A 25,270-nucleotide genomic window follows, 5' to 3' on the forward strand; every position below is an offset into this window, starting at 1 on the left:
CTTTTAGTCTCCTTTCGCAGAGTAGTCGCGTTTACGTGGTGGGATTAATGAAACGTCGACTTCTTGGTACGTGATGATTGGATTACCAGTAGCTGGGTCAAACTTCGCCATTGTTGTTTTTAAGAAGTTCTCATCATCACGGTTAGGGAAATCAGGTTTATAGTGTGCACCACGAGATTCATTACGTAATAGTGCACCTTTTGTCATTACTTTTGCAAGCACTAACATATTTTTAAGCTGACGTGTAAAGTGTGCGCCTTGATTGCTCCATTTTTGCGTATCATTGATGTTGATGTTGTTCCAACGCTCAGTAAGCTCATCAAGTTTTTTCAATGTATCTTCAAGCTGATCATTGTAACGTACTACAGTCATTGTAGCAGTCATCATTTCACCAAGCTCTTTATGCAGTAAGTAAGCGTTTTCTGTGCCTTCCATTTTCATGATAGCATCCCATTTCGCTTGTTCCTCTTTTACACGAGCATCGTAAATCTCTTGTGGAAGATCTTCAGCATGCTTTTTAAGACCTTTTACATAGTCTACTGCGTTTGGTCCTGCAACCATACCACCGTAGATAGCAGATAATAATGAGTTTGCACCAAGACGGTTTGCACCATGTTGAGAGTAATCACATTCACCTGCTGCAAATAGACCAGGAATTTCAGTCATTTGATTGTAGTCAACCCATAATCCACCCATTGAATAGTGAACTGCTGGGAAAATTTTCATTGGTAATTTACGTGGGTCATCCCCTACGAATTTTTCGTAGATTTCGATGATACCACCAAGTTTAACGTCCAATTCATGTGGATCTTTATGTGAAAGATCTAGGTATACCATGTTTTCGCCATTGATACCAAGTTTTTGGTTTACACAAACGTCGAAAATTTCACGTGTCGCAATATCACGTGGTACTAAGTTACCATAAGCTGGGTATTTCTCTTCTAAGAAGTACCAAGGTTTACCGTCTTTATAAGTCCAAATACGACCACCTTCACCACGAGCTGATTCTGACATTAGACGGTTTTTGTCATCTCCAGGAATCGCTGTTGGGTGAATTTGAATGAATTCACCATTCGCATATGAAGCACCTTGTTGATAAACGATAGAAGCAGCAGAGCCTGTGTTAATAACAGAGTTTGTTGTTTTACCGAAGATAATACCAGGGCCACCAGTCGCCATAATAACAGCGTCTGCACGGAATGATTTAATTTCCTCTGTACGCATATCTTGCGCTACAATACCACGACAAACGCCGTCTTCATCGATAATAACACCAAGGAATTCCCAGTGTTCATATTTATTTACTAAACCAGCTACTTCATGAGAACGAACTTGCTCATCTAGCGCATATAGTAATTGTTGACCTGTTGTTGCACCAGAGAAAGCTGTACGGTGCATTAAAGTACCACCAAAACGACGGAAATCTAAAAGTCCTTCTGGTGTACGGTTGAACATAACACCCATACGATCCATTAAGTGGATAATGCCAGGTGCTGCATCACACATACCTTTAACTGGTGGTTGGTTCGCTAGGAAGTCCCCACCATAAACTGTATCATCAAAGTGGATCCATGGAGAATCCCCTTCACCTTTAGTATTTACCGCACCATTAATTCCGCCTTGCGCACAAACAGAGTGTGAGCGTTTTACAGGAACTAATGAGAATAAATCAACTTCAGTACCAACTTCAGCTGCTTTAATCGTTGCCATCAGACCGGCAAGACCACCGCCGACAACAATTATTTTGCTTTTCGCCATGATTATTTCTCACTCCTCTTAAAAAATTGCAATGATTGCATGTGCTCTTCTACTATAGCTTCTTATTCAATTAAACGAATGCTAGAATAGCAGCCACACCAACGACACTTAGAATTACGAAAATAATGTTTGTTACGTAAGTAGCAATCTTTTGAGACTGAGGAGATTGTGTAATACCCCAGCTTACTAGGAATGCCCATAAACCGTTTGATAAGTGGAAAGTTGCTGATAGAATACCAACAATGTAGAATCCAAGCATAAATGGATTAGCAACGATTTCTTCCATCATGTTAAAGTTAACATCAGCACCAAGCGCCTTTTGAATACGCGTTTGGAAGATATGCCATGCAATGAAAATCACTAAAAATACACCAGTGAAACGTTGTAAAGAGAACATCCAGTTACGGTATGTACTAAAACGTCCTGTGTTTGGTGTAGCCGTGAATGCAATATACACACCATAGAATGCATGGAATAGCAATGGGATATAAATCACAACCCATTCAATTAGCAGCAGTAGTGAGTGAGGAACTAACTCCATAACTCCTGTTGCATCATTGTAAGACTGTTCACCGCCAACAGCAGTGAAGTTCAATGACAAGTGGAACACCAAGAACAAACCTACTGGAATGACCCCAAGTAGAGAATGTAAGCGGCGCCATAAAAACTCTCGATCTTTCGACAAGACTATTACCCCCCTTAGTACTTAAAATAGCACAACAAAAGAAGTCATCATTTTGTAAATGATACTTCATTGACTGTGTATTTCATCATGGTACAATATTATGACATGTTTATTGTACTCTCAAGAGCTACAAGCGTCAAGGTTGCTTGGCGTTTTTCATAGCGCTTATTAAAGAATTAATCTAGTACATAATGCGTTGTTTTTTCTCGAAAAATCTATTTTTACATTATCGACATTGAGTTTTAAGAAAATTCTAAGAAAGAAGGATACTAATGTTAAACACTCCATCTCCTACAATCTCAGCATTTGGCTATGAAATTATTCGCGATCATATTTTATCTGCTATCCTTGGTAAACATGAAGATGATGTCCTTTATTGGGCTGGTAAAGACCTTGCACGCAAGTTTCCCTGTAAAACACAAGGCGAATTAATCGCATTTTTCACAGATGCCTGTTGGGGTACATTAGAGCTTATCAAGGAATCAAAGGATGGGCGCATTTTTCAATTGACAAATGACCCCGAACTACTGCAAATGAAGCAGCGCAGCTTTAGACTTGAGGCAGGATTTATAGCTGAACAAATTCAGCTCGAAAAGGGCTTGTTAACAGAATGCTATGATGAAAAGCGTGAGAAGCAACAATATGTTATGTTTACAGTAAAATGGGATGCTAAGGAACATATCATATCTGCAAAGTGACAAAAAGAGGAAATCTCTGATGAATATGAGATTTCCCCTTTTTTATTACAGTTTCTACTATTATTATAGAAGATATTCATCTATTGATTATGGTAAGGCAAAGTCTGTGAAACAAAGGTCTATTAACACGCCTCATTATATATAAATCGTTTGCTCTAAATTAAATTCATCATGCAATGCATTTGCTGCACGAATCATCTCATCCTGTGGTACAACAACAGATACTTTAATTTCAGATGTGCTTACCATTTTAACTGGGATATTTTCACAACGTAAGCGATCAAACATACGTGCAGCAACACCAGGATTAGATGCCATACCTGAGCCAATGATGGATACTTTCGCTAATCCAATCTCAAAGTCTGCAAAGTTAAAGCCTAGCGATAATTTGCTATCCTCTAAAACACGTAATGCGTCTGCAAACTCCTCTTTTAAAATCGAGAATGACACAGTCGGCTTCACTCCATCAATAATGGCTTGAACAATAATATCTACATTAATATGATTTTCCGCAAGCACTGTAAAAATATCAGCTAACGAAGCATCAGAATATGTATCATAGCCAACTGTTAAACGAATAATATCTGACTCAAAGGCCACACCACGAACAACTAAATTTTTCTCCATCTCAACTTCCTCCTTCAATAAAGTGCCTACTGATTGCCCCGAACTAGCACGTATAATTACAGGCATTTGAAATTTCTTTGCCAACTCTATCGCACGTGGATGAATAACTTGTGATCCTAAATTGGCTAGCTCTAGCATTTCATCATAGGAAATTTCCTGTAGCTGCTGAGCCTTTGCTACATAACGAGGGTCTGCTGTATAAACACCATCAACATCTGTATAAATATCAACACGCTCTGCTTTCAATGCTACAGCTAGCGCTACAGCAGTTGTTTCAGCTCCCCCTTTGCCAAGCGTTGTTATATTATTCATATCGTCAATGCCTTGCTCACCAGCAACAACCACAATACTGCCTTGTGTAAAATGCTCTTCGATACGACTAACATCTAAATAATCGATACGTGCATGACTATATATACGATCTGTATGAATACCTGCTTGCCACCCTGTTAATGACACCGCACCATATCCTGCTTCCTGTAGTGTAATAGCCAATAAGGCACTTGACTGCTGCGAGCATGTTGACATAAGTACAGCTAGCTCTCGCTTTGATACCTCATCTGTTAAATGCTGCACCATTCTTTTTATCTCATTTGCAGATTGCCCTATGCCAGCAACTACAACAATCACATCTAGCCCTCTATCCTTTTCTGCAATAGCTCTTTGAGCCATTTCTTGAATTTGTTCAGTGGAAGCTAAAATAGCTCCTCCACATTTCATCACAATTCTAGCCATTTGTATTCCCCTCTCTGTTTCTCCAGAAAACTAAAAGCAGCTTTCACATAACGTGAAAGCTGCTGATAACATGTACAATAAACGTAACTTGTGCATGTGTGATAGCTCTCCGAAACGTTTAGAATCGACAGTCTTACATCTCTTAAATGCAAAACCAGTACAGCACTGGAAACAACAATGCTATACTTCGGCAAGCTCCCCTTTCACACAATGTCCTTGGATTTGTTCATCCTCAATCGTGTTACTTTTGAACCTTGCACCTCTATCATCACTTAAATAGTGAAGTATTTAATTTGTCTAGCCTTTGTATTCATAACCTTAGCATATGTTTATTCCTTTGACAATGACTGTTGCTGAAAATAGGCATAGATATTGCTTGCTAGATGAGCTGGCATTCCAGCCTCCTGTAAGGCAAGTTCACTAGCCTCACGAATTTTTTTTACTGAGCCAAAATGCTTTAACAATTGCTGTTTTCGTTTTGGACCTACACCCTCAATATGATCAAGCACAGACTGGATAGCATGCTTCTCATGCTGCTGACGCAGGAAAGTAATGGCAAAGCGGTGTACCTCATCTTGAATACGCTGTAGCAAGTAAAAGCCATCGCTTGTACGCTTTAGGGCAATTACTTCTGGGGGATCGCCAAACAACAACTGTGATGTATTATGTTTATCATCCTTTGCTAAACCTGCAATCGGTATAACAAGTCCAAGCTCATCCTCTAATACTTCGCGAGCCACTTCCATTTGCCCCTTCCCACCATCAATTAATACTAAATCTGGGAGCGGTAAGCCTTCCTTTAAAACGCGTGTATAGCGTCGACGTATCACCTCTTGCATTGCACCATAGTCATCATGTTTGGCAGCTGTACGTGTTTTATATTTACGATATTCCTTTTTAGCAGGTTTGCCATCGACAAATACAACCATTGCAGAAACCGCATCAGCTCCATGCATATGGCTATTATCAAAAGCTTCAATGCGCAGGGGCGCAGAGATGCCCATTGCTTCTCCAAGTGCCTCACATGCACCAATTGTTCGCTCTTCCTGCCGTTCAATGAGCTGGAATTTTGCTGCCACTGCAATTTCAGCATTTTTAGTGGCAAGATCAACAAGTTCCTTTTTTTGTCCTCGCTTTGGTGTTAATACTTTGATCGCTAATAGCTCTGTTAAAATAGCTGCATCAATTGCCTGTGGAATAAAAATCTCCTTTGGCTTAATATGTTCAGGCTTTTCATAAAAACGTCCAACAAATGTTAAAAATTCCTCCTCTGCTTCTTGATAAATTGGGAAAATCGAAACATCACGCTCAATAAGCTTGCCTTGTCGCACAAAGAACACCTGAACACACATCCAGCCTTTTTCAACGGCATAGCCGAATATATCACGATTTGTTGTATCATTTGACACAATTTTTTGTTTTTGCATCACCGTTTCAATATGTGCGATTTGATCTCGAAACTCCTTTGCTCGCTCAAACTCTAAATTTTCAGCAGCTGCCAGCATTTTCACTTCAAGCTCCTTTTTAACAGCCTCAACACCGCCATTTAAAAACTTCGTTATATCCTCAATCATCTCTTGATAAACTTGCTGCTCAATATCTTTGACGCACGGTGCTAAACATTGGTTCATATGATAATATAAGCAAACTTTAGATGGCAATTGCACACATTTTCGTAGCGGATATAGACGATCTAGAAGCTTTTTTGTTTCATTTGCTGCATAGGCATTTGGATAAGGACCAAAATATTTCGCCTTATCTTTTTTTACTTTACGTGTTGTTAGAAGGCGAGGATATTTTTCATTGGTAATTTTTAAATAGGGATATGTTTTATCATCTGTTAGCATGACATTGTACTTAGGGTCATGTAATTTAATAAGATTTAGCTCTAAAATAAGTGCTTCAATATTAGAGGATGTCACAATATACTCAAAATCCTCAATTTCACCAACAAGTCGTTGCGTTTTCCCCTCATGTGTACCTGTAAAATAGGAGCGCACACGATTTTTTAATATTTTGGCTTTCCCCACATAAATAATGATCCCCTGTCGATCCTTCATCAAATAGCAGCCAGGCTGATCTGGTAAAATTTCAAGCTTACGTTTTATTAAATCATTCATTGCCTACCTGCCCCCATCTCCTAAAATTTCTATTTATGATATTATTATAACGAAAAAAAGCCGAACACATCTATAGATGGTTCGACTTTTGTAAATTTCATTGCTTACGCATGTTTTGCGATAAATGCTTCTAGTGCTTCTTTAGGTTGGAAGCCTACAGTTTTATCAACTAATTCGCCATCTTTAAATAATAGTAAAGATGGGATGGACATAATTTGATATTGTGCTGCTGTGCCTTGGTTGTTGTCTACATCCACTTTTACAATTTTAGCTGCGCTTCCTTCAGCGTCCATTTCTTCAAGAACTGGTCCGATCATTTTACATGGTCCACACCAAGCAGCCCAAAAGTCTACTAGCACTAACCCCTCTTTAATATCATCTTGGAACGTAGCGTCCGTTGCGTGTACAATTGCCATTTGAAATCCTCCTTAAACTTACTATGCTTGTAGTATAGCATGGATAAATTCACTTGAGCGAACAATCTGCCTAGAATGTATTTTTTACCCTTCTATCGCTTATTCATGCTATATCAAGCTTTCCGTAGTCATATAAAAAGCTGAGGAATTAGCTTCCTCAGCCCTACTATTTAAGCATTTACTTTTAATGCTTTAAATTCTTCAATTAGAAGCGGAATCACTTCAAATAAATCGCCTACAATACCATAATCAGCTACTTTGAAAATATTCGCCTCTGGGTCTTTATTGATGGCAACAATTACTTTAGAGTTAGACATACCAGCTAAATGCTGAATAGCCCCAGAAATACCTGCTGCAATATAAAGATCAGGTGTTACAACTTTACCAGTTTGACCGATTTGTAGTGAATAGTCGCAATACTCAGCGTCACATGCACCACGTGATGCACCAACTGCACCACCAAGTAAATCTGCAAGTTCTTTTAATGGCTCAAAGCCTTCTTCAGATTTTACACCACGACCCCCAGCAACAACTACTTTCGCCTCTGATAAGTCAACCCCTTCTGACGATTTACGAACAACCTCTTTAATAATTGTGCGTAGGTTTGTAATATCTACAGTCACAGCAGAAACATCACCTGTTTTACCTGCTACTTTTTCGAGTGGTGTAATATTGTTTGGACGAATGGATGCCAATACAACGCCATCTTTTACTTTCACTTTTTCGAAAGCTTTACCAGAGTAGATTGGGCGAATAAAGACAGCATCATCGCCAGCACCTTCAATAGCTGTCACATCCGATACAAGACCTGCTTGTAATTTACTCGCAATTTTTGGTGATAAATCTTTCCCATTCGCTGTATGACCAAAGACAATTCCCTCCGGTTTTTCTTGTTCAATAACAGCTAATAATGCTTGGCTATAGCCATCAGATGTATATTGTTTTAAATGTGGGTGCTCCACTGTAATAACACGATCTGCACCGTATTCAAATAATGGACCTGTTAAATCTGCTACTGCATCCCCTAATAATACGCCAACAACTTCACCACCATCAGCGATTTGCTTTGCAGCTGCAATGGCTTCAAATGAAACATTACGTAAGCTTCCTTCACGAACTTCACTTAATACTAATACTTTTTTTGACATAGCATATTCCCTCCGTTACCCTTTAAGATTCGATTGATCGCTTTTATTCGTTACACGACTTTTGCTTCTGTATGAAGTAGATTTACCAGCTCTTTTACTTGTGCAGAAAGATCACCTTCCAAAATGCGTCCTGCTGCCTTTTGAGCAGGTAGGAAAATATCTACTGTTTCAATCTTTACTTCTACATCGTCTTCATCGATATCTAAATCATCTAGCTCAAGCTCTGCAAGCGGTTTCTTTTTCGCTTTCATAATACCTGGTAGAGATGGATAACGCGGCTCATTTAAACCTTGTTGAGCTGTTACTAAAAGTGGTAAAGATGTTTCAATTACCTCTGAGTCCCCCTCAATATCACGTACAATTTTTGCAGTTGTACCATCAATTTCAAGATTTGTAATTGTTGTTACATAGTTAATATCTAATAGGTCAGCAACACGCGGACCTACTTGACCAGAACCACCATCAATCGCAACATTTCCTGTTAAAATTAAATCAGCATCTTTATCTTTTAAATATTCAGCTAAAAGATAAGCAGCTGCATTTTGGTCTAATTCGTCTAAGTCATCTTCTGTATTAATAAGCACTGCTTCATCTGCACCCATAGCAAGCGCTGTACGTAATTGCTTCTCTGCATCCTCGCCGCCAATTGTGACAACCGTTACTTTACCACCAGCAGCATCACGCACTTGGATTGCCTCTTCAATGGCATACTCATCATAAGGGTTAATAATGAATTCTGCACCATCCTCTTGAATTTTGCCACCCGACACAACGATTTTTTCTTCTGTATCAAACGTACGTTTAATTAATGCAAAAATATTCATATATCCATACCTCCTGGAACGTTTTATAATTCTAAGTAAACTTATAAATATTATATATTTTTAGTTTCAATAACATCGATAACATATGTATAGCTATCGACATTGGGAATTTTATTTACCAGTAAATACAGGCTCACGTTTTTCAATAAACGCTTGTATGCCTTCTTTTGCATCCTCTGTGACAAATACTGTGCCAAAGGATTTTGCCTCTGCTTCGATGCCTTCATAGAATGAAGCATGCTTTGCATATTGCAATGTTTGAATAGCTGCTTTTAATGCTACTGGACTTTTCTTAGCAATTTTCTTAGCAATCGTTAATGTTTCATCTATTAATGCTTCATCTGAAAATGCACGGTTCGCTAAGCCCCATTGCACAGCCTCAGCACCAGAGATTGGTTCGCTTGTAAACATCATCTCAGCCGCCTTTGCTACACCAACATAGCGTGGTAAGCGCTGTGTACCACCAAAGCCAGGAATAAGCCCTAATTGTAGCTCAGGTAAACCTAGCTTTGCGGATTCTGTCACAAAGCGCATATGACAGCTCATTGCCAATTCAAGTCCACCGCCTAATGCTGCGCCATGAATAGCTGCAATGACAGGCTTAGAGAATGTTTCAACACGCTCAAACACTTGCTGACCATTACTTGCTAGCTTTGTAAACTCTTCTCCAGAGCTTACCTCAGTAAATTCTTTAATATCTGCGCCAGCAGAGAAGAAACGGCCTTCACCATGAAGGACAAGAACTCTTACAGCGTCATCATTTTCAACAGCATCTAATACATCATTTACTTCTGTAATGATTCCGCGAGATAATGCATTTGCTGGCGGACGTGCAATTGTAATAATCGCTACGCCATCTTCCACTTTCCAACTTAGAAATTCCATTTCTCCACATCCTTTTAAGCTTTAATACCGTTCAAGATTAATGCCTGAACCTTTGGAACTTGTTCCAGTAAATCATATCGATAGTCATTCATAACCCACGTTGTAATAGTTTCGTCAATTGTGCCAAAAACCATTTGACGTGCCAAGCGTACATCCATCGTCTGATTAAGCTCACCTGAAAGCATACCTTCGATTAAAATTTGATCCAGTAGCTGTAAATACTCGCGTAATACTGCATTAATTTTTAGTCGTAAGTCTTTATTTGATTGGCGAAGCTCTAACTGCGTGACAGTTGCTAGGTATCGATCTGTCGCTAGAACCTTAAAATGATTTTCAATCATTCGAGAAAGTTTATCTCTCGATGAACTTCCATTTTCTATTATATCTTGTAATGACTCTACAAAAACAGCCATTTTTTCATTAAAGACAGAAATTAATATATCTTCTTTATTTTTAAAATATAAATAGATTGTTCCGTCGGCCACCCCTGCCTGTTTGGCGATTTTCGATACTTGCGCTTGGTGATACCCATTTTCTGCAATAACGATGACAGCTGCATCAATAATTTGCTTATATTTTGGCTTATCTCGTTTCACTCTTATATCACCACCTAAAAAACATGCGCACATCCTCATACAAGCTTACCTTAAATAGTAAATAACAACTTGCATGTGACGTGTAAACCTAAAAAAATATGAAAATATGAATGGTCATTCATTCATATTTTCATATTATAATTTACAGCATTGCTTGTCAATACTTTATCACGTATTTATTTTGCTTCTTTATTCGCTAATTTTGTTTTTTCCTCTTCCACTAACGTACGACGTAAAATTTTCCCTACCGCTGTTTTTGGCAGTTCTTCTCTAAATTCATAATAACGCGGAACTTTAAATGACGCTAGATGTTGACGGCAATATTTATTTAATTCTTCTTCAGTAATCGAATATCCTTCTTTTACAACAATATATGCTTTCACAGTTTCTCCGCGATACGGATCAGGTATACCTGCAACAACACATTCTTGAATTTCTTCTCGCTCATATAATACTTCCTCGACTTCACGTGGATAAATATTATAGCCGCCAGCGATAATCAAGTCTTTTTTACGATCAACTACATAGAAAAAGCCTTGCTCATCCATATAGCCAAGGTCACCTGTTAAAAACCAGCCATCCGCAAATGCAGCAGCAGTATCCTCTGGTCGGTTCCAATAGCCCTTCATCACTTGTGGTCCTTTAACAGCGATTTCACCAACTTCTCCCACTGGCAGCTCCTCTGTATCTCCTGTGCGTAAAATAACAGCATCTGTATTTGGCCAAGGTAAGCCAATCGAGCCAATCACTCGCTTGCCCCAAATTGGTGTAGCATGCGTTACAGGCGATGTTTCTGTTAAACCATAGCCTTCTACTAGCTTCCCGCCTGTAATGGCTTCAAATTTCTCTTGAACCTCAATTGGCAGTGAAGCGGAGCCACTTAAGCATGCCTTAATCGATGATAAATCATAATTTGCAATATCCGGGTGGTTTAAGAGCCCAATATATAATGTTGGCGCACCAGGGAAAAGCGTTGGCTTTTGTTTATCAATCGTTTTTAATGTTGTTTCTGCATCAAATTTCGGTAAAAGCACCATTTTACTTTGTGTAAAAACAGATAGTATCATTACTGTTGTCATTCCATAAACATGGAAGAATGGCAGTATGCCCATAATTGTTTCCTCGCCGTGGACACATTTATACATCCATGCATCGCACATCGTTACATTGGCAATTAAATTTTTATGTGTGAGCATAACTCCTTTTGGGAAGCCTGTTGTGCCGCCTGTATATTGTAGTAATGCTACGTCCTCCTCAAAATCGAAGTCTGTTTGATCAATTATCTTTATTGGAGAAGAGCGCATAATTTCTGTAAATAAATGACTTTGCCCACTATGCTCCACTTTTACACTAAAGCCATATTGCTTTTTTTGAATAAATGGATACACCAAATTTTTCGGGAATGGTAAATAATCTTTAATCGCTGTGACAATAACATTTTCAAGTGCTGTTTCTTTTATAATTTTCATTACTCGTGGATATAAAATATCCATCACAAGAATAACCTTTGCCCCTGAATCAGCCATTTGATATTGTAGCTCACGTTCTGTATACAGCGGATTTGTTTGCACAACTGTAGCACCCGCATACATAGCTCCATAGTAAGCGATTACACTTTGCGGTGAGTTAGGCAACATAATCGCCACACGCTCTCCTTTTTCTACCCCTAATGTCTGTAAATAATTTGCGAACCTTAAAGCAGATTCATAGAGCTCTGTATACGTTAGCTCCCTCCCCATAAAATGAACCGCTACTTTTGATGGGTTCTTTTGATAGGCACGTGTCAACAACTCTTGCACTGGAATTTCCTCAAACGTTAAAGACGATGGTACTTCTTCAGGATAATTTACTAGCCATGGTTTTGCTGTCATATGTCCTCTCCCCTTTGTCCCAAACTTTGTCAATTCTCTTTTCTATTATAATGAAAAAGAACTATAGTTTCAAACACAAAATAGAAAATAAACGCATTTTCGATTAATTATTATGCATTTTACAACATTATTAGAACTGTTATTTATGGCTGTTTGAGTAACTATCCTCGATGAATACTGAATCATTATTCATTTGCAAAAGCTAATCATCTCTATGTTATTCCTATATTCAAAAAATAAATTTTATGCTGACTATATTGTATTTTTGGACATAAAAAAACATTTTCTTATGAAATTTGTATGAGCAATGATAACGGATTTCCGTTCCAAGCTTTGCTAAACTCATAAAAAAACGCATCCCTTTATTCAGGATGCGTTTTTTAGCTTAAATTGTCATCATATAGTAGATACCGACTGCCAAAAATGCAATACAAACAATGATTAATACCTTTGCTAATTTTTCCATGTCATGACACTCCTATGCAATACTTGCCCCAATTACAAACGATAGACCGACTGAAATGGTGAAGGAAATAAAACCAACTGAACGATTGTCATTTGCTATTTCTTGATCTACATTAAAACGAGGTGTCATAAATTCAAACAAGAAATAGGCAATAATTAGTAGCGTAAAGCCAAAAAGGCCCCAGCCAATCATTTCACTTAATGTATTGTGACGTGCAATGGAAAAGCGAAAAATATTACAAATACCAAGAATTTTTCCACCTGTTGCAAGTGCTACAGCAATATTACCATTTTTAATTTCTTCCCAATTTTTATATTTCGTAACGACTTCGAACAATGCCATTGAGACGACTAAGCACAACACAACAACACTAAAATATCCTGCCGTTTCGATAATTGGATATCGCCAAAAGCCAGAATTCAGCATTTTTCTCCGTCCCCTTTATCACTTATTTCAATTCCACAACTGTGACACCTAAGCCCCCCTCACCTGCTTCACCAAAACGGAAGGATTTTACACGCCTATGCTTTTTCAAATAGCTTTGAATGCCTTGGCGTAAAGCTCCTGTACCAACACCATGGATAATTGATACCCGACCATAGTTTGCCAATAATGCATCATCAATATATTTTTCTGTTCTTAAAATAGCATCTTCATAACGCTCTCCGCGCAAATCCAATTCTAATTTTACATGGCTATTGCGATTTTTCACACCCGCTGTTCGCACCACAGGCTCTTTTTCAGGCTTAATATACTCCAAATCACTATCAGAAATTTTCATTTTTAAAATGCCCATTTGGACAGTCCATTCTGAGTCCGATACTTTCTCTAGCAAGGTTCCTCGCTGACCATAGCTTAACACCTTTACCTCATCACCGACAACTAGGTTTTGTGCACGTGCTTTTACTTGAGCTGCTTTTTTCAGCACTTTATTATTGTCAAGTGGTGTTGCTTCTTCCAAACGTTTACGTGCCTCAATCAGCTCATGCTCCTTCACAACTTGATCGGCATTTTTACGCATTTCACGAAGCTCAGCAATGATTGCCTCTGCTTCTCTTTTTGCCTCATCCACAATTTTACGCGCTTTGTCCTTCGCTTTTTTATCAAGTGCTTCTTTACGTTCCTCATAGGCTTGCAATTTTTCTTGCAGCTCTTTCCGTAAAGACTCTGACTCCAACAGCAATGCATGTGAACGCTCAGCATCATCTTCGGATTGGCGACGTGTTTCTTCCAATGAGGCAATCATCGATTCAACCTCATGACGATCTGTTCCTGTAAAGCTCTTTGCACGATCAATAATGGACTCTGGTAAGCCAAGGCGACTTGAAATTTCAAATGCATTGGAACGCCCGGGCACACCGATCAATAAACGATAGGTTGGGCTTAATGTTTCGATATCAAACTCCACACTTGCATTGGCAACCCCTTGTCGATTATAGCCATATGCCTTTAGTTCAGGATAATGGGTTGTTGCCATCACACGTGCACCACGTCCATGTACTTCATCTAAAATTGAAATAGCTAAGGCTGCCCCTTCCTGTGGATCAGTTCCTGCGCCTAACTCATCAAACAGCACAAGTGACTCATGATCAAATTTTTGTAAAATGTCTACAATATTGACCATATGAGATGAGAAGGTTGACAGAGATTGCTCAATGGATTGCTCATCACCAATATCTGCAAATAGCTGCTTAAAAACAGCTAATTCTGAGCCATCTAATGCTGGCACTGGTAACCCAGCTTGCGCCATTAGCGTACATAAGCCAACTGTTTTTAATGTGACCGTTTTACCACCTGTATTTGGCCCTGTAATAACAATTGCGGTAATATCTTTGCCAAATTCAATATCATTGGGTACAGCAGTATCTATTGGCAACAGTGGATGACGTGCACGCACAAGTCGAATATAGCCATCCTCATTCATTTTAGGCATTGTGCATTTATTTGCTTGTCCATATTTACCCTTTGCTAAAATAACATCAATATCACCTAAAACTTTTACTAAGTTAAATAAATCTGGCGCAACCTCCTGCACCATCGCACTTAGCGCTAGTAAAATACGTTCAATCTCTGCCTGCTCTTTCATTTTTAAGCGATGAATTTCATTATTGGCTTGTACAACTGAATCTGGCTCAATAAATAATGTTTGACCTGAGGAAGATTGGTCATGGACAATCCCACCATAGTGGTGACGATATTCTTGCTTAACAGGAATAACAAAACGATCATTCCGAATCGTTACAAGTGTATCTGATAGCATTTTTGCTGCATTGCTTCCACGAATTAAACTTTCTAATTTAGAGCGTACCTTCCCTTCCTCAGCACGTAGCGATTGACGAATAGAACGTAATGTTTGACTTGCTGAATCCACGACAGCGCCATTATCATCAATACAATTATTAATTTCATGCTGCAATCCTGTTAAAACGGGCATTGCTTCCTTTTTTGCTATAAAATGTGGAATAGCAATGGTTTCATCTGCCTCTAAATCTTCAATGAAATTACGAAGAATTCTACTTGCTCGAATCGTACTGGAAATTTCCATCAATTCGATTGCAGCGAGCATGCCTCCAATTTGTGCACGTCTTGCAGAGGGACGCACATCAAAAATTCCTCCCATTGGTACATTGCCTTTGACTCGTAAAATGGATAAACCTTCATCCATTTCTTCTAGTAATTGTACTACTTTATTAAAATCAGTTTGTGGCACAAGCTCCTCAATGGCTGATTTACCAATAGAGGAAGTACAGTATGTCGCCACTTGCTGTCGTACTTTATCATATTCCAGTGTTTTCAATGCGCGTTCTGCAATCACTGAGAACACCTCCTCAACCTATTTATTTCGTCGTATAAACGCTTCAAACTGCTCACGTGTCCATGTATTCACAATCATATCTTTTGGTAGCCATGCTCGATTGGCATAGCGAACACCAATATCCATAAAGCGTAAATGAGCAATATCATGGGCATCCGTATTAATCGCTACAGGTACACCTGCTGCCAGAGCCATTTCTAAATGCTCTACACATAAATCAAGACGATATGGATTTGCATTTAACTCTAAAATTTTACCATATTCCTTTGCCCAAGCAATTAACTGTGGCATATCAGGATTATAGCCATCACGATCTGCAATAATGCGTCCCGTTGGATGGGCAATCATATGCACATACGGATTTTGCATCGCTGTTAATAAACGTGCCATAATTTTATCCTGCGATTGTGTAAAGCTAGAATGAATAGAGGCAATAACAAAATCCAATTGCTGTAATACATCATCGGAAAAATCAAGAGAGCCATCTGGCAAAATATCCATCTCTGTGCCTTTAAATAAGCGAAAATCAGGATGTGTTGCATTAAATGCTTCGATTTCCTCCCCTTGTTTTCTTAAACGCTCTGGCGTTAAACCGTTTGCTACCTTTAAAAACTGAGAGTGATCTGTAATCACACTATATTGATAGCCACGCGCCAGCAATGCTTCGCCCATTTCTGCCACAGAATAAGCACCATCTGACCATGTTGTATGCATATGCAAATCTGCCTTGATATCCTCCAAGCGCACTAACTGTTGAATGGCATCCGTTCTGTCAAATTCTGTTGTGCCTGTACGTAAGCTTGGCGGAATCCAAGGTAAGTCAAAGTGTGCAAAAAACGCTGCTTCATCCTGAAACGTTTGAACAGTCCCATCAGCTTTCTCTACACCATACTCACTAATTTTTTCGCCGCGTGCTTTTGCCAATTGGCGCATACGCACATTATGCTCCTTTGAACCTGTAAAATGATGCAAGGCTGTTGCATATTCATGATCCTTCACTAAACGAAAGTCAACGCTAACAGGCTCCTCTAAATCTAAAATTACTGAAATCTTTGTATCTCCCGCTGCCACAACTTCTTGAATAGCTAATGTGTGAAGCAGCTTTTCACGTATTGCCTCAGCCGCTTCTGTTACTACGATAAAATCAATATCCTTACTTGTTTCAGCTGCCCTACGAAAGCTTCCTGCCACAGAGAAGCGCTCCACTTCCTTCATACTACCTAGAAGTGCTTCTATTTGTAAAACTACAGGCTCTAGCTGCCAAATTGGTAAACGTTCAGAGCGATTCGCTAAATTAGCTAGCTCCTTTAAAATTTTCTCCTCTGTTTTAGCAGCAAAGCCCGCTAACTCACGAACTTTATGCGCTTCACAAGCTTCTTTTAAGCTTTCAGCAGAGTCAATCCCGAGCTCTTGATGTAGCTTAGCAATCTTTTTTCCGCCTAAGCCAGGCAATTTTAATAGCGGCAATAACCCTTTTGGTACAATTTCTTCAAGCTCTTTTAGCAAGCTGGATTCACCAGTTGCCAGCAAATCCTCAATAACAGCCGCTGTTCCCTTGCCAATGCCTTTTAGCTTTGTCACATCGTCCATTTCACTTAATGAACGCTCATCTCCTTCAAGCGCTGCAGCCGCTTTGCGAAAGGCAGATACTTTGAATGGATTTTCTCCTTGTAATTCCATATATAAAGCAATTTTTTCAAGTGTGCGAATAATGGTTTTTTTATTCATCGGTAGGTCCTCCTATCGTAAAAACACTTCCCTCAAAACAGAGAGAAGTGCATAGTTTGACTATTGCATATAAATATACCACCAATTTTGGAACATTTTTGTAACAACTGGTGTATGTTCCAAAATAAGACCACTTAACAATGACTTCGACATTAAATTTTGAATGAGTTCAACTGGCAATAAAGCACACACATATAGCAAAATAAAAATAATTAAATAGTTTTCAATAATACCAAGCAATGCACCAAGCCAACGATTCAATGTTTCCAGCACAGGTAAATACGCAATAAAATCAAAAATAGATGCTACAATTTGCAACGTGATTTTGACCGCAAAGAAAATAACCGCAAAAGCAATCACACGATAGAATGTGCGGTCTATATCTAAACTATCAATGGCCACACCAAGATTACCTGATTCCGTAATACCCGGATAAGGAACCCAAAATACAAATTTTTGTGCTAATGGCTTATAATAAATATACGCAACAATTAGTGCCACTATAAAGCTGACAATATGCATCATTTGTACAATAAAGCCGCGCTTTGCACCGACGCCAATACCAGCTAAAAGCACCACTAATATGATTAAATCTAACATTCTCTTCAACCCTTTAATTTTTTCAATTCTTCTTCTAGTTGCTCCATTCGTTCTTTTAATAGTAAATAATCGTGTACGGTATTTACGGCTGTTAGAACAGCAAGTTTTGTGCTATCAAGTGAGGGATTGTGTAAATTCATCTCGCGCATACGGTCATCAACAATCGAAGCGACAAGTCGCATATGACCAATGGATTCTGAGCCGACCATTTTATATGTATGACCATAAATTTCCACAGAAATTTTATTCTTTTCTTGATTTTCCATAGTCGCACCCTCCTATAAATTCGATGCACTCACGATTTTTTTACTTATGAGCACCATCACACAAAAAAGCTATTTATTATCATACCATGAAAGGTATAAAATTGTGAACAACGAGGACAGAAAGGAACGATTAAATGTCAAATATTGTGCTTTCCATTTCAACAAATCTACAAAAAGAGGTGATGGCTTACTATGCAAGCTATTTTATCGAACGTAAAGCACCGGGTGTAATCTTTGCTGCAAAGCTACCAGATACGGCTATCACAATGTATAAATCAGGAAAAGTAATGTTTCAAGGAGGAGGTGCTGAGCGAGAAGCGGGACGGTGGGGTACTGTTGAACAATCAACTACACAAAAAGCTTCTATTGGGGCAAAGGGTGATGCACTGCCAGAAAATTTTGCAACAATGTCTGTACTAGGCTCGGATGAAACAGGCACAGGCGATTATTTTGGCCCTGTGACAGTTGCGGCAGTCTATATACCTTCATCTAAAATTGAATTAATCAATGAGCTTGGTGTGAAAGATTCAAAAATGCTAACGGATGATTATATGCGAAAAATTGCCCCTGATTTACGTGCAGCCTGCACTCATAGTGTACTTGTCCTACGCAACGATAAATATAATAGCTTACAGGCAAAGGGCTACTCACAGGGAAAAATAAAGGCAATGATGCACAATAAAGCGCTGCTTAATACATTGACAAAAATGGCTCCTGAAAAGCCTGAATTTATTTTAATTGACCAGTTTGCAGAGCGCGGTGTCTATTATAACTATTTAAAAAATGAACGAGAGCTTGTGCAGGAAAATGTCCTCTTTTCTACTAAAGCTGAGCAATTACATGTAGCTGTGGCGACAGCATCCATTTTAGCGCGTGCCGCATTTTTAAAGGAGATGGATCGTTTAAGTGAAATGGCAGGTTTTGGTTTAATGAAAGGGGCATCTAGCAAAGTAGATCAGCAAGCAGCACGAATTTGGCGAAAGCAAGGCGAGGAATTTCTACGCTCGATGACAAAATGGCATTTTGCCAATACAGAAAAGGCACGAAAATTTAAATAGCAGACTGGTTTTGAGCGCTTGTTCTTTGGAATGGAGCGCTCTAGTCCATTTTTGAGCGGTTTTTCTGCTGAATTGAGCACTTACAATAAAATTTGATACTTCCTTTATTTGGTTGCTCTGACTTTATGATACGTGCTTGTTGTTAGTAGCCGTTACAATTGTTCAATTGTAAAAAGTGCTGGGCTTGTTTATGCGTAATATTTTTATTGATTAGCATTCCATAATCTTGCAAAGCTACTAAATACGCCTTTTGATCTGAATACAGACAACCAGTACAAATCCACTTTCTCTCTAGCCATTGCAGCTGTCCACATTGACATTTTGGACAAAACACTCCAGTTTGAATAGCCTCTATTTCTATACTAGAATAACGGCAAAATGGGTATATTTCATAGGGCTGATGGTGCTGTATAAGGAATCTGCTAATGGCATAAGCATCAATACATTTTTCTTTTCGAGGACATTGCTGTAAAAAGCTCCTTAGCTCTCCCGCTGTTGATACAGGAAAGAAATCATTCTCATAATCAATTCGGGCATTATTAAACGGAATTTATGAAACTATTTTTTGAGCCACGATGCTACACCAAATTTATCTGGACTTTTGAGCGGTTCAGCCACTTTTTTGAGCAAACCTTCCCTCATAAAAAAGACTGCCCCGTAAGACAGCCTTTTTCCATAAAATTTAGCGTACTTCAGTACCTTCAATTGTAGCAATAGCTTTTAATACTTTGTTATGTGCCGCTACTACCTCTTCATCTGTTAAAGTGCGTTCTGGGTCGAAATATGTGAGTGAGAAGGCAACAGACTTTTTACCTGCCTCCATTTTCTCCCCTTCATAAACATCGAATACACGAATATCCTTTAATAGCTTCACGCCCGCTGCACGAATCACACGAATGACTTCACCTGCTGCTGTTGTACGATCCATAATAAGTGCAATATCGCGCGACATCGCTGGGAAGCGTGGCACTGGTGTGTATGCTAATGGCTCTATTTGCGTTGTTGCAGTAAATAGTGCTACTAAATTTATTTCCATCACATACGTATCTTTCACACCCCATGCTTTTTGCTCTGCTGGGTGTAATCCACCAATAATACCGACTTGCTCACCATCCAATAAAATGCTAGCAGTGCGTCCTGGATGTAAGCCATCTACTTGTGCTTTTTCAAATGTTATACGATTCGCTAAGCCTAGCTTACCAATCACACCTTCTACAATGCCCTTTAATACAAAGAAATCTACTGCCTTTTTCTCACCTTGCCAAGCGTGGTCCAGCCATTTTCCTGATAACACAGCTGCTACATGCTCTTCCTCATATGGCTGACCTTCGCCTGATTGACCAAGGAATACCGAGCCAATTTCGTATAGGGCAACACTATCAGCTTGACGTGCTACATTATAAGCAGCTGCTTCAATTAAATGCGGAATTAAGCTTTGACGCAATGTAGAACGTTCTTCGCTCATTGGCATTAATAGGCGTGTTACTGGCTCTGCTTTTAATGCAAAGCGTTGTGACAATGCCTCAGATGTTAATGAATAGGTCACAGCCTGATAAAGCCCTGCTCCCTCCATAACATTACGCACTACGCGACGATTTGCCTGATAAGGTGTTAAACTACCTACTTGTGTAGCACCCTCTGGCAATGTAGTTGGAATTTCATCATAGCCGTAAAGACGTGCAATTTCCTCTACAATATCCTCTTCGATTTTAATATCTTGACGACGCGTTGGTGCATCAATAATTAATAGACCATTTGCTGCTTCAACACCAAATTTTAAACGCTCTAAAATCGATAGCATATCCTCTAATGCAATTTTCATCCCTAGTCGTTCATTAATAAAATCTGGTGAAACAACAACACGCGCTGGTGATTTATCTAATTCATCTACTACACATGTACCTTCTAACACTTCTCCACCTGCTAATTCAGCAAGTAATGCTGCAGCACGTTCAGCAGCAGGTAGTACACGATTTGGGTCTACTCCTTTTTCAAAACGAGCAGATGCATCTGAGCGCAAGCCAAGATGACGAGATGTTTGACGAACTGTTAAGCCATCAAAATAAGCAGACTCAATAACAACCGTTGTTGTTGCATCTGTTACCTCTGAATTAGCGCCACCCATGACACCAGCAATAGCTACTGGCTCTTTACCATTTGTAATAACTAAATCAGAAGCTTTTAATGTGCGTTCTTGATCATCCAATGTTGTAATTTTTTCACCTTCTGTTGCTTTACGCACAACAATTTCACCTGTTGCTAGACTATCATAGTCAAAAGCATGAAGCGGTTGACCATATTCCATTAATACATAGTTTGTGACATCGACAACATTATTGTGTGGACGTACACCTGCTGCCATTAAACGATTTTGAAGCCACATTGGAGATTCACCAATTTTAACGTTTTTGATAACTTTAGCAACATACATTGGATTTGCCTGTAAATCGTCCACACGAAGCTTTAATAAATCCTCTGCTTTTTCATTGGCAGTATGATAGGTAATCTCTGGATATTGCACTTTCTCAGCAAGAATTGCACCTACCTCATAAGCAACACCTAGCATGGAAAGAGCGTCTGAACGATTTGGTGTTAAGCCTAGCTCTAGCACTGTATCATGTAGACCTAAAATCGTCAGTGCATCCGTTCCTACCTCTGCATCTGCTGGTAGTACGTAAATTCCTTCTGCATATGCCTTCGGAACAAGCTTGCCCTCAATTCCAAGCTCCTGTAAGGAACAAATCATACCATTGGATTCCTGCCCACGAAGCTTTGCCTTTTTAATTTTAATGCCACCTGGTAAATGTGCACCAGGACGAGCAACAATTACTTTTTGTCCTGCATCTACATTTGGCGCACCGCAAATAATTTGTTGTAGCTCAGCTTCTCCAACATCAACTTGACAAATATTTAATTTATCAGCTTCTGGATGCTTCTCTTTGGACACAACATAGCCAACAACAACCTTATCCATCCCATTTGCACGATCTATCACAGCATCTACTTCGATACCAGAGCGTGTAATTTTTTCAGCTAATACCTCAGGTGCTAAGTCCTGTGTATATACATAATCTTTTAACCAATCTAATGATACTAACATGTTTTATCCTCCTTACGCCTCTGTTCGCTCAAATTGTGCTAAGAAACGACTATCGCTTGTATAGAAATGACGAATATCGTCAACACCGTATTTCAACATCGCAATACGTTCTGCGCCAATACCAAATGCAAAGCCAGACACTTTCTTTGGATCATAGCCAGCCATTTCTAACACATTTGGATGAACCATACCCGCACCTAAAATCTCAATCCAGCCTGTGCCTTTACATACATTACAGCCTGCTCCGCCACATTTAAAACAAGAAATATCCATTTCAACAGATGGCTCTGTGAACGGGAAGAAGCTCGGACGTAGTCGAATTTCACGGTCTGCTCCAAACATTTTTTTCGCTAAAGTATCCAATGTTCCTTTTAAATCACTCATGCGAATATTTTCACCAATAACTAATCCTTCAATTTGCATAAATTGGTGAGAGTGTGTTGCGTCATCATTATCACGTCGGAAAACCTTTCCTGGACAAATAATGCGAATGGATTCGCCTTTTTTTGCCTCCATTGTGCGAGCCTGTACAGGGGACGTATGTGTACGCAGTAGTATTTCCTCGGAAATATAGAACGAATCCTGCATATCGCGAGCTGGGTGTCCTTTTGGTAAATTTAATGCTTCAAAGTTATAGTAGTCTTTCTCTACCTCAGGACCTTCTGCAATTTCATAGCCCATTCCGATAAATAAATCTTCAATTTCCTCAATAACACGAGTTAAAGGATGACGATTCCCTACCTTTACTGCTCGACCTGGTAAAGTGACATCAATCGACTCACTCGCTAATTTTTCAGCAATAGCCGCTTCTTCCAAAACAACTGCCTTTGCTTCTAATACCGCTGTGACATTTTCACGAACTGTATTTACTAATGCACCCATTTTAGGGCGTTCTTCAGCCGATAATTTCCCCATTCCCTTTAGTAAATCTGTAATAGGCCCCTTTTTCCCTAGATAAGCAACACGCACTTCATTTAGTTCTTTTAAATTTGCTGCTGCTTCAATTTTAGCAAGTGCTTCTTGCTCTAATTGTTTTAACTGTGCTTCCATCATAAAACCTCCTTAGAAAATACATGCCTATTTTTAGGCATAAAAAAATCGCCCCTAAAAAGGGACGAGGACATATTCGCGGTACCACCCTAGTTACTGTAAGGTTTGTGCCTTACAATCACTTCATTTATATAACGACTTTATAAAAGCCGGCACACCTTTACAGCTTGCTGCTGGTCCCGGTAGCTGCTCACAGGCTGAATTCAAAAGTATAGTGGTACGGCGTTGGCTTTCAATCCATGGCCTTACGCTCCCTGTCGTCCATTCACACTTTTTACTACTTCCTGGTCAACGCATTTATTATTTAGCTTACATTTTAGAATAGATTATACAATAATAAATGATAGCAAAGCAAGCAGCAAATGCCTAATAATTGGTTCATTATTGCACAAAGCCATATAAAACAATACCTGTAGCTACGGCAACATTTAACGACTCAGCCTGACCAAAAAGTGGAATAATCATATTTTGATCTGTTAATGCTAATAATTGCGGATGAATGCCACTGCCTTCATTCCCCATTATAATGGCAAATGCTCCAGTATGCTGAATATCGCTATAGATGACAGCATCCTCATCTAAAGCTGTGCCAAATACAGGAACTCCTTGATGTTGCAGCAAATCTATCCACTCTGCTAAATCGCCTCGTACAACAGGAATATGGAAATGTGAGCCTTGTGCAGCGCGCAATGTTTTAGGATTATAAATATCCGCACAGCCTTTGCCTAAAATAACGGCATCTAACCCTGCTGCATCTGCTGTACGAATCATTGTCCCGATATTCCCTGGGTCTTGCACAGCATCAATTAACAATACCTTACGCCATGTTGTCATCACGGCTTCCTCTAAAATAGGCTGCTTGCACACGGCAAAAACACCTTGAGAAGTTTCCGTTTCTGCAAATTCCTTCGCCACAGCTGCTGATACTTCCACTATCGAAACATTATCAATTGCCCAAAGCATTGGTAAATCAATACCTTCGCGCACAATAATTTGTATGACTTGGTCTTTATTTTTTAAAGCCTCTTCAACAAGATGAAAGCCTTCCACAATAAATTCGCCTGATCGTTCACGTTCCTTTCGCGTCATCGCTAATTTCTTCCAGTATTTCACTAACGCATTTTGCGTAGATTCGATTCTCTTCATCGCTGCCTCTTACCGCCTTTTTTCTCTATATTGATCATTATTATACATTAGAAAATAAGCTATTTCATAGCGATATTGCAAACAACAAATAAGCCAATTTCAATATAAGGCTATTTGTCATGACCTTGTTTATAATTTTTCCCATGAAAAAAAGTTTATTTCAAAGCCATATTAAGATATATCAACAAGAAAGGAGCAACTGATATGGGTAGAGATAATAAACAAGGTCAAAGCAATAATAAAGGCTCATTACCACAAACGCCAAAAAATCAAAAAATCGCGCCAAATAAGGTCGCTGAGGAATTTTCCCAAGAGTTTATGGAACTTATTCATTCCGTTACACAACAGCAAAATAAGAAGAAAAAATAAAGCGAGCCTTCAATCGAAGTCTTACAGCCTGTTAATACGGAATAAAGGGGTGTTACAATTGGATTTTCAACGTGCACAGGAAATTGTCACCTCATCATTAGAATATGAAGTAACCTATAATGGCGTTTCTGTATGGATCGACCAACTTCATAATGATGAAAAAACAGCCACTGTTCATCTTCGCCGCTCTTTAGAGGAGCGCTCCGAAGTGGCGATATCCGAGCTAAAAGAAGAATACCTTGTCCACTAAATAAGTAAAGAACCTGCTTCATTTTCCCTAGAAAAAGCAGGTTCTGTTTATTGAACACC

General features: G+C 39.1%; 22 protein-coding genes and 1 riboswitch. Of the genes, 4 read left to right on the forward strand and 18 right to left on the reverse strand.

Annotation, left to right across the window (positions count from 1 at the left end; translation table 11 throughout):
- Positions 1-3: 3 nt before the first annotated feature.
- Both sdhA and ACIQVU_RS06005 read right to left on the reverse strand, forming a co-directional pair.
- Positions 4-1,758, reverse strand: a complete 1,755-nt coding sequence (sdhA, locus tag ACIQVU_RS06000) for a succinate dehydrogenase flavoprotein subunit (protein ID WP_340806837.1) — start codon at positions 1,756-1,758, stop codon at positions 4-6.
- A 70-nt stretch (positions 1,759-1,828) separates the two neighbouring features.
- Entirely contained in the window at positions 1,829-2,443 is a 615-nt protein-coding gene (locus tag ACIQVU_RS06005) for a succinate dehydrogenase cytochrome b558 subunit (RefSeq protein WP_340806838.1), read from the reverse strand.
- 272 nt (positions 2,444-2,715) lie between these two features.
- Here ACIQVU_RS06005 and ACIQVU_RS06010 point away from each other — a divergent pair, with 272 nt between their 5' ends.
- Entirely contained in the window at positions 2,716-3,141 is a 426-nt protein-coding gene (locus ACIQVU_RS06010; protein ID WP_340806839.1) for a YslB family protein, read from the forward strand.
- 135 nt (positions 3,142-3,276) lie between these two features.
- On the opposite strand, the gene ACIQVU_RS06015 is transcribed toward ACIQVU_RS06010, so the two are convergent.
- The 13 genes from ACIQVU_RS06015 to zapA all read right to left on the reverse strand — a co-directional run bounded on the left by ACIQVU_RS06015 (position 3,277) and on the right by zapA (position 18,238).
- Positions 3,277-4,503, reverse strand: a complete 1,227-nt coding sequence (locus tag ACIQVU_RS06015; protein ID WP_340806840.1) for an aspartate kinase — start codon at positions 4,501-4,503, stop codon at positions 3,277-3,279.
- A gap of 94 nt (positions 4,504-4,597) precedes the next feature.
- Positions 4,598-4,776, reverse strand: a riboswitch (Lysine riboswitch).
- A gap of 56 nt (positions 4,777-4,832) precedes the next feature.
- The gene (gene uvrC / locus ACIQVU_RS06020) at positions 4,833-6,623 is read right to left on the reverse strand and encodes an excinuclease ABC subunit UvrC (protein WP_340806841.1); all 1,791 of its coding nucleotides are present in this window, start codon (positions 6,621-6,623) and stop codon (positions 4,833-4,835) included.
- 104 nt (positions 6,624-6,727) lie between these two features.
- Positions 6,728-7,039, reverse strand: coding sequence for a thioredoxin (gene trxA, locus ACIQVU_RS06025; protein ID WP_053996396.1), 312 nt, complete (start codon positions 7,037-7,039; stop codon positions 6,728-6,730).
- 170 nt (positions 7,040-7,209) lie between these two features.
- Positions 7,210-8,187: an electron transfer flavoprotein subunit alpha/FixB family protein gene (locus ACIQVU_RS06030; RefSeq protein ID WP_340806843.1), complete on the reverse strand. Its 978-nt coding sequence runs from the start codon at positions 8,185-8,187 to the stop codon at positions 7,210-7,212.
- A gap of 50 nt (positions 8,188-8,237) precedes the next feature.
- Complete coding sequence (locus ACIQVU_RS06035; RefSeq protein ID WP_402894418.1) at positions 8,238-9,011, reverse strand: electron transfer flavoprotein subunit beta/FixA family protein; 774 nt, start codon at positions 9,009-9,011, stop codon at positions 8,238-8,240.
- A 111-nt stretch (positions 9,012-9,122) separates the two neighbouring features.
- On the reverse strand, positions 9,123-9,896 hold the full coding sequence (locus ACIQVU_RS06040) for an enoyl-CoA hydratase (RefSeq protein WP_340806845.1): 774 nt from the start codon (positions 9,894-9,896) through the stop codon (positions 9,123-9,125).
- Positions 9,897-9,910: 14 nt separating this feature from the next.
- Entirely contained in the window at positions 9,911-10,492 is a 582-nt protein-coding gene (locus ACIQVU_RS06045) for a fatty acid metabolism transcriptional regulator FadR (protein ID WP_340806847.1), read from the reverse strand.
- 176 nt (positions 10,493-10,668) lie between these two features.
- Positions 10,669-12,363 (reverse strand): AMP-binding protein, encoded by a 1,695-nt coding sequence (locus ACIQVU_RS06050; protein WP_340806848.1) that lies wholly within the window; start codon positions 12,361-12,363, stop codon positions 10,669-10,671.
- A 478-nt stretch (positions 12,364-12,841) separates the two neighbouring features.
- Positions 12,842-13,255: a DUF350 domain-containing protein gene (locus tag ACIQVU_RS06055; protein ID WP_340806849.1), complete on the reverse strand. Its 414-nt coding sequence runs from the start codon at positions 13,253-13,255 to the stop codon at positions 12,842-12,844.
- A gap of 22 nt (positions 13,256-13,277) precedes the next feature.
- Entirely contained in the window at positions 13,278-15,644 is a 2,367-nt protein-coding gene (locus ACIQVU_RS06060) for an endonuclease MutS2 (RefSeq protein WP_340806850.1), read from the reverse strand.
- 18 nt (positions 15,645-15,662) lie between these two features.
- Positions 15,663-17,372, reverse strand: coding sequence for a DNA polymerase/3'-5' exonuclease PolX (gene polX, locus ACIQVU_RS06065; protein ID WP_340806852.1), 1,710 nt, complete (start codon positions 17,370-17,372; stop codon positions 15,663-15,665).
- A 60-nt stretch (positions 17,373-17,432) separates the two neighbouring features.
- Positions 17,433-17,972, reverse strand: a complete 540-nt coding sequence (locus ACIQVU_RS06070) for a CvpA family protein (protein ID WP_340806853.1) — start codon at positions 17,970-17,972, stop codon at positions 17,433-17,435.
- A 5-nt stretch (positions 17,973-17,977) separates the two neighbouring features.
- Positions 17,978-18,238, reverse strand: a complete 261-nt coding sequence (gene zapA / locus ACIQVU_RS06075) for a cell division protein ZapA (protein ID WP_053996406.1) — start codon at positions 18,236-18,238, stop codon at positions 17,978-17,980.
- Between the two features lie 134 nt (positions 18,239-18,372).
- Here zapA and rnhC point away from each other — a divergent pair, with 134 nt between their 5' ends.
- The gene (gene rnhC, locus ACIQVU_RS06080) at positions 18,373-19,296 is read left to right on the forward strand and encodes a ribonuclease HIII (protein ID WP_340806854.1); all 924 of its coding nucleotides are present in this window, start codon (positions 18,373-18,375) and stop codon (positions 19,294-19,296) included.
- Positions 19,297-19,978: 682 nt separating this feature from the next.
- On the opposite strand, the gene pheT is transcribed toward rnhC, so the two are convergent.
- The 3 genes from pheT to ACIQVU_RS06095 all read right to left on the reverse strand — a co-directional run bounded on the left by pheT (position 19,979) and on the right by ACIQVU_RS06095 (position 24,592).
- Positions 19,979-22,396: a phenylalanine--tRNA ligase subunit beta gene (pheT, locus tag ACIQVU_RS06085; RefSeq protein ID WP_340806855.1), complete on the reverse strand. Its 2,418-nt coding sequence runs from the start codon at positions 22,394-22,396 to the stop codon at positions 19,979-19,981.
- A gap of 12 nt (positions 22,397-22,408) precedes the next feature.
- Positions 22,409-23,446, reverse strand: a complete 1,038-nt coding sequence (gene pheS / locus ACIQVU_RS06090) for a phenylalanine--tRNA ligase subunit alpha (RefSeq protein ID WP_340808601.1) — start codon at positions 23,444-23,446, stop codon at positions 22,409-22,411.
- 381 nt (positions 23,447-23,827) lie between these two features.
- A complete protein-coding gene (locus tag ACIQVU_RS06095) occupies positions 23,828-24,592 on the reverse strand; it encodes a TrmH family RNA methyltransferase (protein ID WP_402894426.1) in 765 nt (254 codons plus the stop codon).
- A 204-nt stretch (positions 24,593-24,796) separates the two neighbouring features.
- Here ACIQVU_RS06095 and ACIQVU_RS06100 point away from each other — a divergent pair, with 204 nt between their 5' ends.
- Positions 24,797-24,961, forward strand: coding sequence for a YfhD family protein (locus ACIQVU_RS06100; RefSeq protein ID WP_340806857.1), 165 nt, complete (start codon positions 24,797-24,799; stop codon positions 24,959-24,961).
- 58 nt (positions 24,962-25,019) lie between these two features.
- Positions 25,020-25,211: a small, acid-soluble spore protein, H family gene (locus ACIQVU_RS06105; protein ID WP_340806858.1), complete on the forward strand. Its 192-nt coding sequence runs from the start codon at positions 25,020-25,022 to the stop codon at positions 25,209-25,211.
- Positions 25,212-25,270 lie beyond the last annotated feature (59 nt).

The sequence above is a fragment of the Lysinibacillus sp. NPDC098008 genome, from assembly GCF_044760715.1.
In the GTDB taxonomy this organism is placed as follows: Bacteria; Bacillota; Bacilli; order Bacillales_A; family Planococcaceae; genus Lysinibacillus.

Excerpts from the sequence above, each read along its gene's own strand:
- ACIQVU_RS06015 (WP_340806840.1), bottom strand. The coding sequence starts at position 4,503 with ATGGCTAGAATTGTGATGAAATGTGGAGGAGCTATTTTAGCTTCCACT.
- ACIQVU_RS06055 (WP_340806849.1), bottom strand. The coding sequence starts at position 13,255 with ATGCTGAATTCTGGCTTTTGGCGATATCCAATTATCGAAACGGCAGGA.
- ACIQVU_RS06095 (WP_402894426.1), bottom strand. The coding sequence starts at position 24,592 with ATGAAGAGAATCGAATCTACGCAAAATGCGTTAGTGAAATACTGGAAG.
- uvrC (WP_340806841.1), bottom strand. The coding sequence starts at position 6,623 with ATGAATGATTTAATAAAACGTAAGCTTGAAATTTTACCAGATCAGCCT.
- ACIQVU_RS06035 (WP_402894418.1), bottom strand. The coding sequence starts at position 9,011 with ATGAATATTTTTGCATTAATTAAACGTACGTTTGATACAGAAGAAAAA.
- rnhC (WP_340806854.1), top strand. The coding sequence starts at position 18,373 with ATGTCAAATATTGTGCTTTCCATTTCAACAAATCTACAAAAAGAGGTG.
- polX (WP_340806852.1), bottom strand. The coding sequence starts at position 17,372 with ATGAATAAAAAAACCATTATTCGCACACTTGAAAAAATTGCTTTATAT.
- ACIQVU_RS06100 (WP_340806857.1), top strand. The coding sequence starts at position 24,797 with ATGGGTAGAGATAATAAACAAGGTCAAAGCAATAATAAAGGCTCATTA.
- pheS (WP_340808601.1), bottom strand. The coding sequence starts at position 23,446 with ATGGAAGCACAGTTAAAACAATTAGAGCAAGAAGCACTTGCTAAAATT.
- ACIQVU_RS06040 (WP_340806845.1), bottom strand. The coding sequence starts at position 9,896 with ATGGAATTTCTAAGTTGGAAAGTGGAAGATGGCGTAGCGATTATTACA.
- ACIQVU_RS06030 (WP_340806843.1), bottom strand. The coding sequence starts at position 8,187 with ATGTCAAAAAAAGTATTAGTATTAAGTGAAGTTCGTGAAGGAAGCTTA.
- sdhA (WP_340806837.1), bottom strand. The coding sequence starts at position 1,758 with ATGGCGAAAAGCAAAATAATTGTTGTCGGCGGTGGTCTTGCCGGTCTG.
- ACIQVU_RS06050 (WP_340806848.1), bottom strand. The coding sequence starts at position 12,363 with ATGACAGCAAAACCATGGCTAGTAAATTATCCTGAAGAAGTACCATCG.
- ACIQVU_RS06070 (WP_340806853.1), bottom strand. The coding sequence starts at position 17,972 with ATGTTAGATTTAATCATATTAGTGGTGCTTTTAGCTGGTATTGGCGTC.
- trxA (WP_053996396.1), bottom strand. The coding sequence starts at position 7,039 with ATGGCAATTGTACACGCAACGGACGCTACGTTCCAAGATGATATTAAA.
- pheT (WP_340806855.1), bottom strand. The coding sequence starts at position 22,396 with ATGTTAGTATCATTAGATTGGTTAAAAGATTATGTATATACACAGGAC.
- ACIQVU_RS06010 (WP_340806839.1), top strand. The coding sequence starts at position 2,716 with ATGTTAAACACTCCATCTCCTACAATCTCAGCATTTGGCTATGAAATT.
- zapA (WP_053996406.1), bottom strand. The coding sequence starts at position 18,238 with ATGGAAAATCAAGAAAAGAATAAAATTTCTGTGGAAATTTATGGTCAT.